We start from the raw sequence: 10,356 nt of genomic DNA on the forward strand, positions 1-10,356 counted from the left end.
TCACGCCGCCCGCCTGGCCGACGTAGCCGATCTTCTCCCGTACCGAGGCCGCCTCGGCGGTCACGTCGTGGCCGGCCACCCGGGCGCTGCCCGAGGTGGGGGCGACGAGGGTGGTGAGCATCCTGACGGTGGTGGTCTTGCCCGCGCCGTTCGGGCCGAGCACGGCGAAGATCTCGCCCTCGGCGACGGACAGATCGACCCCTCTCACCGCCTCGACCTGCTCGGTCCTGCCGCGCCCTCGCCGGGCGGTGAAGGTCTTGCGCAGATCGTGCGCTTCGATGATCATTTTTCTCCGTTTCGGGGGTGCCGGGAAGGCTCAACGGGGTTTGCGGAGAGCGGGTCCCTCCGTGAGAGGGTTCGGCGCGAGGGGGCGGATCAGGGCAGGTCGCCGTCCTTGACCTTCGCGACCGACTCTTCGATCCAGTCGAGCTGCGCCTGGAACTGGTGGATGTTGAGCCGGAGGCACTCGTCGATGTGCCGGGGGGCTCCGTAGCCCTGCTTGCCGCCCAGGGCCCGCCGCATCATTGAGATGGACGCCCGCAGCTGCTCGGCCCTCGCCTCCATGGCAGTGACCAGATCGGCCGGGGAGAGCCGGTCCATGAAGGTGAGCGCGACCTGGAAGGGGTCGACGATCGGCTTCACGAACCACCAGCTGTTCATCAGTTGTTGCTGGAAGTCGGCCCGTCCGGCCTCGGTGATGCCGTAGACCGTCTTGCCTCCCCTGCCCTGCTCGATGATCTCCAGCAGCCCCTCCTCCGCCATCTTGGCCAGGCCGTGGTAGATCGAGCCGTAGGCCACGTTGGCCCAGTTGTCGGCGCCCCACAGTTCGAGGCGACGCCGTACCTCATAGCCGTGCAATGGATTGTCGAGCAACACGCCGAGCAGTAGAACACGAGTGGAGGACATATACAAATTTTTATTAAAATTTGTATATGCTGTCAAACATGCGAGAGATCAGGCGTGACGACGACGGCGCCCTCATGGGTTTCATCCGCTCCGATGGCGAGGACTGGGAGCCACTGACCGTGTTCGGCTACCCGCTCGGGGCGTCGCGCTCGGAGGAGGAGGCGCTGGAGGAGGTGCACCGGTCCGGGCTGGAGGTGCTGATGAGGCCCTGGCGGTTCCTGGAGGACGGTGAGTGGTACCGCTGCGTGATCGTGGAGGCCGCGGCCGACGCGGTCACGGTCCGCCCGAACGACTTCCGCTACCCGCGCGAGAACACCGTCGCCGTGACGCTGGAGCGCCCCCGGCCGGAGGTCTTCCAGCCCGAGTAAGGTGATCGACATGCCTGTACGTCCGACCGCACTGGTCACCGGTGCCTCGCGAGGGGTCGGTGCCGCGATCGCCCGCGCCCTGGCCCCCACCCATGACCTGCTGCTCGGCGGCCGCGACCCCGAGGCGCTGGCCGAGATGGCCTCCGCCCTGCCCGGCGCGCGGCCCTGGCCGGTGGAGCTCACCACCGTCACGGAGGCCGACGTCGCCGCCATCGACCGGCTCGACGTGCTGGTGCACAGCGCGGGCGTGCTGCACCTGGGGCGGGTGGAGGAGACCCCGGCCGAGGTGTGGCGGCACACCATGGAGGTCAACGTGATCGCGGTGGTCGAGCTGACCCGGCTGCTGCTGCCCGCCCTGCGCGCGGGGCGCGGTCACGTGGTGCTGATCAACTCCGGCTCCGGACAGCGGGCCGGCGCTGGTTGGGGCTCCTACTCGGCGAGCAAGTTCGCGCTGCGCGCCTTCGCCGACGCGCTCCGCCTGGAGGAGCCGGAGTTTCGAGTGACGACGATCTACCCCGGACGGGTCGACACCGACATGCAGCGTGAGGTACGGGTCCGGGAGGGCGGTCCCTACCAGCCGGAGAGGTACCTGAACGCGGACTCGGTGGCCAGGGTGGTGCAGGCGGCCCTGACCGCGTCACCCGACGCCCACGTCACCGAGATCACTGTTCGTCCCGCCGCAGGCCCCCTGAACTGAGGGCGCGGCCGTGGGCCGTACGGCTTCTCGCCCGGCGAGGCGGAGCGGCTCCGTGGGACAGGGAATCGGGTGAAGGTGCGGCGGACTCGCCAATGAATGGGATCATTCACATAATGGGAGGGTGTTCGACGAGATGTGGGGTGCCATCGAGCACCTCGGACGTGATGGCCGGACCCGGGGCTACCTGCGAGACGCGTGGTCGCCGGCGGATCTGGAGCTTCGGCGCTGGTTCGGACAGGAGGCGGCCAGGCGCGGCCTCGACCTGAGGGAGGACCGCAACGGCAATCTGTGGGCCTGGTGGGGTGACCCGTCGGTGCGGCCGGGCGTGGTCACCGGCAGCCACCTCGACTCGGTACGGCAGGGCGGCGCCTTCGACGGCCCCCTGGGAGTAGTGTCGGCCTTCGCCGCCCTCGACCTGCTGCGGGCCAGGGACTTCCGGCCCGCGCGCCCCCTGGGGATCGCCTGCTTCAGCGACGAGGAGGGCGCCAGGTTCGGCGTCCCGTGCGTCGGCTCCCGCCTGCTGACCGGAATCCTGGACCCGGACAGGGCGCGCGCCCTGACCGACGACGAGGGCGACTCGCTGGCCGAGGTACTGCGCGGAGCCGGACGCGACCCGGGCGCCCTGGGCCGGGACGAGGAGACCCTGCGGCATGTCGGGGTCTTCGTCGAGCTCCATGTCGAGCAGGGCAAGGACCTGGTCCACCGGGACGCGCCGGTCGGCGTCGCCTCGGCCATCTGGCCGCACGGCCGCTGGCGGTTCGACTTCCACGGCCAGGCCAACCACGCCGGCACCACCAGGCTGGCCGACCGCGACGACCCGATGCTGCCCTTCGCCCGTACCGTGCTCCACGCCCGCCAGGCCGCCGAGCGCGGCGGCGTGGTCGCCACCTTCGGCAGGACGCGCGTGTCGCCCAACAACGCCAACGCCATCCCCGGACTGGTCAGCGCCTGGCTGGATGCCAGGGGCGGGGACGAGGACGCGGTCAGGGCGCTGGTCGCCGAGCTGACCGAGTTCTCCGGTGCCGAGGTCACCGTCGAGTCGTGGACCCCGGTCGTCGACTTCGACGCGGTCCTGCGTGAGCGGGTCGCCGCCGCCGCCGGGGGCGCACCCGTCCTGCCGACCGGGGCCGGACACGACGCGGGCATTCTCGCGTCCGCGGGCGTGCCCAGCGCGATGGTGTTCGTCCGCAATCCGACGGGCGTCTCTCACTCTCCGGACGAACACGCGGAGACGGCCGACTGCCACGCGGGGGTCACCGTCCTCGCCGCGGCCTTGGAGGACCTGTGCGCGAGCTGAACTACTGGTGCGAGCTGGCCTGGCTGCCACCGGGCGAGGCCGTCGCGGGAGTGCTCGTCAGGGTCCACGACACGGTGATCTCCGAGATCGTCACCGGTGTGGCGACCCCGCCCGGCGGAGCCGTCCGGCTGGCCGGGCTGACCATCCCCGGCTTGGCCAACGCGCACTCCCACGCCTTCCACCGCGCCCTGCGCGGGGTGACGCAACGGGAGAAGGGCAGTTTCTGGACCTGGCGCGAGCAGATGTACGAGGTGGCGGAGACCCTCGACCCCGACTCCTATCTCAGACTCGCCAGGGCCGCGTTCGCCGAGATGGCGCTGGCCGGCATCACCTGTGTCGGGGAGTTCCACTACCTGCACCACGGTCCGGGCGGCAGGCGCTACGACGACCCGAACACCATGGGCCACGTGCTCGTCCAGGCGGCGCGCGAGGCGGGGCTGCGCATCGCGCTGCTGGACGCCTGTTACCTGACCGGTGGCGTCGGCACCCCGCTGAGCGGTGTCCAGCTGCGGTTCGGTGACGGCGACGCCGACGGGTGGGCGGCACGGGCGGAGGCGCTCACGACCCACTACCGGGGCGATCCGGACGTGGAGGTCGGTGTGGCCGTGCACTCGGTCCGTGCGGTCAGGCCCGAGCAGATCCCCGTGGTCGCCGAGTTCTCCCGCCACCACGCGGTCCCGCTCCACGCCCATGTCTCCGAGCAACGGGCGGAGAACGCCGCCTGCGTGGAGGCGTACTCCGCGAGCCCGGTCCAGCTGCTGGAGGCGCACGGCGCGCTCGGCCCCCGCTCGACCGCCGTGCACGCCACACACCTGTCGGACGTGGACGTCGCGCTGCTCGGCGGCTCCGGCACGCGCGTGTGCATGTGCCCCACGACCGAGCGCGACCTCGCCGACGGCATCGGGCCGGCCAGGGCGCTGTTCGACGCGGGGTCGCCCATCACGCTCGGCTCGGACAGTCACGCGGTCGTCGACCTGTTCGAGGAGGCCCGCGCGGTCGAACTGGACGAGCGGCTGGCCACCGAGCGGCGCGGTCACTGGTCGGCCGCCGAGCTCCTGCACACCGCCACGGCGGCGGGACACGACTCGCTCGGCTTCGCCTGCGCGGGCATGCTCGTCCCCGGCGCGTGGGCCGACCTGGTGTCGGTGCGCCTGGACTCGGTCCGTACGGCGGGCGCCTCCCCGGCGCACCTGGCCGAAACCGTCGTGTTCGCCGCCACGGCCGCCGACGTGCACTCCGTGGTGTCGGGGGGCCGCCGCGTGGTCACCGAGGGCAGGCACGTACTCGGTGACGTGGGCGGCATGCTCACCCAGGCGATCATTGAGGCACGAGCGGGGAGGTCGGTATGACGAGCGAGGACCGGCAGGTGAGGAGCACCCTCTTCGATCGCATCGGACTGCTCTACACGGGCGATCCGGCGCGGGAGGAGATCGAGGACGCGGCACTGGTGGTGCAGGACGGCGAGGTGGTGTGGGCGGGGCCCGCCGGTGCGGCTCCCTGCGCCGACGAGCGGGTGGACGTGGACGGGCGCTGCGTGATCCCTGGGTTCGTCGACAGCCACGCCCACCTCGTCTTCGCGGGCGACCGCACGGCCGAGTTCGCCGCCCGCATGGCGGGCCTGCCCTACACGGCCGGTGGCATCCGCACCACGGTGTCGGCCACCCGCGCCGCCTCCGACGCCGAACTCGTGACGCTCACCGCCGCCCTGGTCTCGGAGATGCTCGCCCAGGGGACGACCACGGTGGAGATCAAGAGTGGTTACGGCCTCACGGTCGAGGACGAGCGCAGGTCCCTGGAGATCGCGCGGGGGTTCACCGAGGAGACCACCTACCTGGGCGCGCACGTGGTGCCCCCCGACGCCTCCTCGGCCGACGAGTACGTCCGCACGGTCACCGGGGAGATGCTGGAGGCCTGCGCGCCGCACGCCCGGTGGGTCGACGTGTTCTGCGAGCGCGGCGCCTTCGACGCCGACCAGAGCAGGGAGATCCTCCTCGCCGGGATGAAGGCGGGACTGCTGCCGAGGATCCACGCCAACCAGCTGGGCGCGGGCCCCGGGGCGCGGATCGCCGCCGAGGTGGGTGCGGCCTCCGCCGACCACTGCACCCATCTGAGTGACGACGACGTCTCGGCGCTGTCGTCGGCGGGAGTGGTGGCCACCCTGCTGCCCGGCGCGGAGTTCTCCACCCGCTCGCCCTACCCGGACGCCCGCCGCCTGCTGGACGCCGGGGTGACGGTCGCGCTGGCCACCGACTGCAACCCGGGCTCCTCCTTCACCTCCTCGATGCCCTTCTGCGTGGCGTTGGCGGTCCGCGAGATGCGGATGACGCCGCTGGAGGCGATCAGGGCGGCCACCTACGGCGGGGCCAGGGCGTTGCGCCGCGGGGACGTCGGCACGCTGCGCGTGGGAACCAGGGGGAATCTGGTGATCCTGGACGCCCCGACGTACGTCCATCTCGCCTACCGGCCGGGGGTGCCGCTGGTGACACAGGTGTGGAAGGAGGGACGCCGTCTGGTTTAGCCCTCTTTGCCGGGGGCAGCCGTGGGCCTTGTCGCGGCGTCGGGAGGCATCCTCCCTGAGGAGGAGTTCAGAACCATTCTCCAGGCGTACTTCTTGAGGGAATCTTTGCCCTGATCCAGCCGTTGAAAAGTCAAGCGACGTGTCCGCGCGCATGGGGCGTTGAGCGAGCGGGTGGACACGTCATAAGCAGCCGGAGCGAGGTGCCATCGAATGGCAAGGCCGACGGGGAATCGGACGCAGGATCAGCATGTCTCTGACAGGGACCTGCTCGGAACCTACCTGGCAGAGATTGGCAGGGTGCCCCTGCTCACCGCGGAGGAAGAGGTGGAACTCGCCAAGCGGATCGAGGCGGGTCTCTTCGCTGAGCAGTTGCTGGACGGCGGGTTGACGGAGCCGCGGATCGCGGACGCCGCCGATGAGGAGCTTGAGCGTTTGGCCATTTCCGGACGAAGGGCCAAGGATGAATTCATCCAGGCCAATCTACGTCTTGTGGTGGCCGTTGCGCGCAAATATTCAGGGCGGGGAATGCCGCTGATCGATCTGGTTCAGGAGGGGAACCTGGGGTTGGTTCGCGCGGTTGAGAAGTTCGACTACCGGCGCGGTTACAAGTTCTCGACTTATGCCACCTGGTGGATCCGGCAGTCCGTGGGGCGCGCCATCCACGAGCAGGCCCGGCCGGTCCGCCTGCCCACCCACGCGGGTGAGCAGATGACCAGGCTGATGCGGGTCCGCCGGGACATGCTGGCCGAGTTCGACGCCGAGCCGACCGACGCCGACCTGGCGGCGGTGCTCGAACTGCCCATCGAGCGGGTCCGCGAGCTCCGCCGCTGGGCCTCCGACCCCGTCTCCCTGCAACTGGGCGTGGGCGACGAGGATGAGACCGAACTCGGCGACATGATCGCCGACGACACGTGGGCCGATCCCGAGCAGCAGGCGATGGACGTCCTTGAGCGCGAGCGTCTGGAGGAGTGGCTGACGGGACTGGAGGGGCAGACCCGTGAGATGCTCCGCTGGCGCTACGGCCTGATGGACGGCCGCGAGCACACGCTGACCGAGGTCGGCGAGCGCTACGGCATCGGCAGGGACCGCGCCCGCCGCATCGAGCGCGACGCCTTGGCCCGGCTGCGGAAGATGGCCACGGCGGCCTGAGCCGTCTGCGATCCGGCACGCTCCCTTGTGGGGCGTGCCGGATCGTTTTTCTGGGTGTGCTCTGGTTCTGTGCCCGTTGCGGGTGCTCTGGTTTTGTGTCCGCTGCGGTGCTTTGGTTCTGTGTCCGCTGCGGTGGACGGGCGTTCCGGGCGGCCGTCTCAGTTGCCGTCCCGTGGTTCAGGCCTCCGGCCTGCTCGGGCGCTGTGGTTGCGGGCCTTTTCAAGCCGCCCGGAACGCCCGCCCACCTCCGCTGCACGCCGTCTCGCCGTACGGCGTGCGGGCCGTAGTGGGTTTCTTTCCGGCCGTCCGGTGTTCTGTGCGTGGCTGAAGCGATCTCCGCGGGGCCGTTCGGGTGAGGCGCCGTCGCTGAAGCGCCACTGCGGGAAGGAGCGCAGCGTGAACGGTGGCGGGGATCGTGGTGGGAGCGATCAGTTCGTTCCTTCGCCGGGCAGGGAGTACGGCTCAACGTATTCGTTCGGATGAGGGGACATGGCGGGCGTGGCGGCGGTCATGCGCGTGGTCATCGGCGGCCCTCCGAAGGCCCGGGTGGTTGCCCACCTGGGCATCTTTTGGGTCATTGATAAGTCGAGGCATGCTCGGTCCGAAACCCGATGGAAACATCGTGTGGCCGAGATTCACAGATGTGAAACACGCAGGGTCGCGCCTTGAAACGGCGGAAGAACACGCTGTGGCGCAACGTCAGTGCGCGGCCGGTCGACGGAGCCCTGGAAGCGTCCACTGCATGTGAAACCGGCAAAACGCCAATTGGAAGGAGGGTCGCTTCGCATGGAGATCGATAGCGGCTCCACAGCCTGGATGCTCGCGAGCACCGCACTCGTTCTGCTCATGACGCCAGGTCTCGCTTTCTTCTACGGGGGCATGACCAGGGCGAAGAGCGTTCTCAACATGATGATGATGTCGTGGGTCAGCATCATCGTGGTAACGATCGCCTGGGTTCTCTACGGTCACTCGCTGGCCTTCGACGCCGTCGGGGACGGCTCTGGATTCCTCAACAAGATCATTGGTGGGCTCGACAACATCGGGTTGAGCGGCCTGGTCGAGACGGCGACCAAGGATGACGGCACCGGTATGCCGAGTCTGGTCTTCTCGACGTTCCAGATGACTTTCGCCATCATTACGGTCGCGCTGATCAGTGGCGCGCTCGCCGACCGGGTCAAGTTCGGCGCCTGGGTGGTCTTCGCCCTCGTCTGGGCGACCGTCGTCTACTTCCCCGTGGCCCACTGGGTGTGGGGCGGCGGCTGGCTGAGCACCCTCGGCATCGAGGACTTCGCCGGAGGCACCGTCGTCCACATCAACGCCGGTGCCGCGGCCCTGGCGGTCGCGCTCGTGATCGGCAAGCGTGTCGGCTGGCGCAAGGACCCGATGCGGCCGCACAACCTCACGCTCGTCCTCCTCGGCGCGGGCCTGCTCTGGTTCGGCTGGTTCGGCTTCAACGCGGGCTCCGAGCTCGCCGTCGACGGCACGACCGGCCTGGCGTTCATGAACACCCAGATCGCCACCGCGGTCGCGGCCGGCGCCTGGATCCTCGTCGAGAAGCTCCGCGACGGCCACTCCACCACCCTCGGTGTCGCCTCCGGTGCGGTCTCCGGCCTGGTCGCCATCACCCCGGCCTGTGGTTTCGTCGACCCCTGGGCGGCGTTCGTGATCGGCGCGATCGCCGGTGTCGCCTGTGCCTACGCGGTCGGCCTGAAGTACAAGCTCGGCTACGACGACTCCCTCGACGTGGTCGGCGTTCACATGGTCGGCGGTGTCGTGGGCGCGGTGGCGCTGGGCTTCGTCGCCGCCTACCCGTTCGCCGACGGTCAGGAGAAGGGCCTCTTCTACGGCGGTCCGATCTCCCAGCTCGGCGTGCAGGTGCTCGGTCCCGTCGCGGTCGGCGCCTACTCCTTCATCGTCTCCTGGATCATCGCGAAGATCATCGACAAGACGATGGGCTTCCGCATCACCCAGGAGCAGGAGATCGCCGGCGTCGACATCACCACCCACGCCGAGACCGGTTACGACCTCGGCACCATCCACTCCTCGGGTGTCGCGGCCGTCAACGGTCCGGTTTCCGCCCCGGCGTCTAAGAAGGTGGACGCATGAGACTCATCACCGCGATCATCAAACCGTTCAAACTGGACGATGTGAAGGCGGCCCTGGAGCAGTTCGGGGTCAAGGGCATGACGGTCAGCGAGGCCAGCGGCTACGGCCGCCAGCGCGGCCACACCGAGGTCTACCGGGGTGCCGAGTACCAGGTCGACCTGGTGCCCAAGGTCCGCCTCGAAGTGCTCACCGAGGAGGACGACGCCGAGGACGTCATCGACGTCATCGTCAAGGCCGCGCAGACCGGCAAGATCGGCGACGGCAAGGTCTGGTCCGTTCCTGTGGACACGGTGATCCGCGTCCGCACCGGGGAACGCGGACCTGAGGCGCTCTAACCGGTGAGAGGCGACACTCGCTCGTACGCCGCGGCCCGTAAGGAACGGGCCGCGGACATCGACCGCTGGCTGACGGACCTGGTCAGGACCGCCTGCGGCACGCCGTACGGGCACAACGGGGGAATGACGAGAAACGACGAGCGCGGCGCCCTCAGCGGAGTCGCGCTCGTCGCGGTTGGGAGTCTGGGCCGCTCGGAGCTCGCGCCGGGCAGTGACCTTGACCTGGTCCTGCTCCACGACGGACGAGATGATGTGGCGCGTATCGCCGACCGCATCTGGTATCCGATCTGGGACTCCGGGATCGGCCTCGACCATTCGGTGCGGACCGTGGACGAGGCGGCGAGGGTGGCCAGGGAGGACCTCAAGGCGGTCCTCGGGCTGATCCAGGCCCGGCACGTGGCGGGAGACCAGGAGCTGACGCGGTCGGCACGCGAGGTCGTGCTCGCCGAGTGGCGGGCCGACTCCCGGCGCCGCCTGGGCGAGCTGCGCGATGCCGCGGACAAGCGGGCGGAGGCGAGTGGGGAGCTGGCGTTCCTGCTCGAACCCGATATCAAGGACTCCCGCGGCGGCATCCGTGACGTGCAGGCGATGCAGGCCGTGGCGGCGGCCTGGGTCGCCTCGGCTCCCGGCCCGCGAGTCCGCGAGGCCTACGAGCTGCTGCTCGACATCCGGCACGGCCTGCACCTGGTGACCGCCCGAGGTGCCGACCGGCTGGTGCTCCAGGAGCAGGACGCGGTCGCCGGGATTCTCGGCCTGCTCGACGCCGAGGCGCTGATGCGCAGGCTCGCCGAGGCCGCCAGGACCATCGGGCACGCCTTCGACGCCACCTGGCGGACCGTCGACCGGCTGCTGACCGGTCCCACCCCCCGTGGCCGCCGCCCGCTCGCCGACGGCGTCGTCGAGCACGGCGGAGAGGTCGTGCTGGCCCGCGGGGTCAACCCCCGCAAGGACCCGACCCTCGTGCTGCGCGCCGCCGCCGC

10 protein-coding genes and 1 pseudogene are annotated in these 10,356 nt (G+C 70.0%); 9 read left to right on the forward strand and 2 right to left on the reverse strand.

The genetic code is table 11. The features are described from left to right. A partial coding sequence (locus ABZ260_RS37705; protein WP_355627081.1) for an ATP-binding cassette domain-containing protein occupies window positions 1–286 on the reverse strand: 286 nt, incomplete at its 3' end. Window positions 287–375: 89 nt separating this feature from the next. Beyond that, a complete protein-coding gene (locus ABZ260_RS37710) occupies window positions 376–906 on the reverse strand; it encodes a PadR family transcriptional regulator (RefSeq protein ID WP_355627083.1) in 531 nt (176 codons plus the stop codon). A gap of 38 nt (window positions 907–944) precedes the next feature. Here ABZ260_RS37710 and ABZ260_RS37715 point away from each other — a divergent pair, with 38 nt between their 5' ends. The 9 genes and pseudogenes from ABZ260_RS37715 to ABZ260_RS37755 form a co-directional block, all read left to right on the forward strand. Then, window positions 945–1,274 (forward strand): hypothetical protein, encoded by a 330-nt coding sequence (locus tag ABZ260_RS37715; RefSeq protein ID WP_350924885.1) that lies wholly within the window; start codon window positions 945–947, stop codon window positions 1,272–1,274. A 10-nt stretch (window positions 1,275–1,284) separates the two neighbouring features. Next, window positions 1,285–1,971 carry an SDR family oxidoreductase gene (locus tag ABZ260_RS37720; RefSeq protein WP_355627086.1) on the forward strand — a complete coding sequence of 229 codons (687 nt, stop codon included), beginning with the start codon at window positions 1,285–1,287 and terminating at the stop codon, window positions 1,969–1,971. 133 nt (window positions 1,972–2,104) lie between these two features. Continuing rightward, complete coding sequence (locus ABZ260_RS37725; RefSeq protein WP_355627091.1) at window positions 2,105–3,268, forward strand: allantoate amidohydrolase; 1,164 nt, start codon at window positions 2,105–2,107, stop codon at window positions 3,266–3,268. Continuing rightward, window positions 3,256–4,617, forward strand: coding sequence for a formimidoylglutamate deiminase (locus ABZ260_RS37730; RefSeq protein ID WP_355627088.1), 1,362 nt, complete (start codon window positions 3,256–3,258; stop codon window positions 4,615–4,617). Before ABZ260_RS37725 ends, ABZ260_RS37730 begins: the two co-directional genes overlap by 13 nt. Then, on the forward strand, window positions 4,614–5,786 hold the full coding sequence (gene hutI, locus ABZ260_RS37735; RefSeq protein ID WP_350924891.1) for an imidazolonepropionase: 1,173 nt from the start codon (window positions 4,614–4,616) through the stop codon (window positions 5,784–5,786). Before ABZ260_RS37730 ends, hutI begins: the two co-directional genes overlap by 4 nt. A 210-nt stretch (window positions 5,787–5,996) precedes the next feature. Continuing rightward, window positions 5,997–6,935 (forward strand): sigma-70 family RNA polymerase sigma factor, encoded by a 939-nt coding sequence (locus ABZ260_RS37740; RefSeq protein ID WP_355627089.1) that lies wholly within the window; start codon window positions 5,997–5,999, stop codon window positions 6,933–6,935. Between the two features lie 786 nt (window positions 6,936–7,721). Next, on the forward strand, window positions 7,722–9,041 hold the full coding sequence (locus ABZ260_RS37745; protein WP_355627090.1) for an ammonium transporter: 1,320 nt from the start codon (window positions 7,722–7,724) through the stop codon (window positions 9,039–9,041). Beyond that, window positions 9,038–9,376 carry a P-II family nitrogen regulator gene (locus ABZ260_RS37750; protein ID WP_030906290.1) on the forward strand — a complete coding sequence of 113 codons (339 nt, stop codon included), beginning with the start codon at window positions 9,038–9,040 and terminating at the stop codon, window positions 9,374–9,376. Before ABZ260_RS37745 ends, ABZ260_RS37750 begins: the two co-directional genes overlap by 4 nt. Window positions 9,377–9,379: 3 nt before the next feature. Further along, window positions 9,380–10,356: pseudogene (locus ABZ260_RS37755) on the forward strand ([protein-PII] uridylyltransferase); the annotation flags it as partial.

The organism is Streptosporangium sp. NPDC006013, from assembly GCF_040614275.1.
In the GTDB taxonomy this organism is placed as follows: domain Bacteria; phylum Actinomycetota; class Actinomycetes; order Streptosporangiales; family Streptosporangiaceae; genus Streptosporangium.

Coding starts and splice junctions, on each gene's coding strand:
- ABZ260_RS37710 (WP_355627083.1), bottom strand. CDS start 906: ATGTCCTCCACTCGTGTTCTACTGCTCGGCGTGTTGCTCGACAATCCA.
- ABZ260_RS37715 (WP_350924885.1), top strand. CDS start 945: ATGCGAGAGATCAGGCGTGACGACGACGGCGCCCTCATGGGTTTCATC.
- ABZ260_RS37720 (WP_355627086.1), top strand. CDS start 1,285: ATGCCTGTACGTCCGACCGCACTGGTCACCGGTGCCTCGCGAGGGGTC.
- ABZ260_RS37725 (WP_355627091.1), top strand. CDS start 2,105: ATGTGGGGTGCCATCGAGCACCTCGGACGTGATGGCCGGACCCGGGGC.
- hutI (WP_350924891.1), top strand. CDS start 4,614: ATGACGAGCGAGGACCGGCAGGTGAGGAGCACCCTCTTCGATCGCATC.
- ABZ260_RS37740 (WP_355627089.1), top strand. CDS start 5,997: ATGGCAAGGCCGACGGGGAATCGGACGCAGGATCAGCATGTCTCTGAC.
- ABZ260_RS37745 (WP_355627090.1), top strand. CDS start 7,722: ATGGAGATCGATAGCGGCTCCACAGCCTGGATGCTCGCGAGCACCGCA.
- ABZ260_RS37750 (WP_030906290.1), top strand. CDS start 9,038: ATGAGACTCATCACCGCGATCATCAAACCGTTCAAACTGGACGATGTG.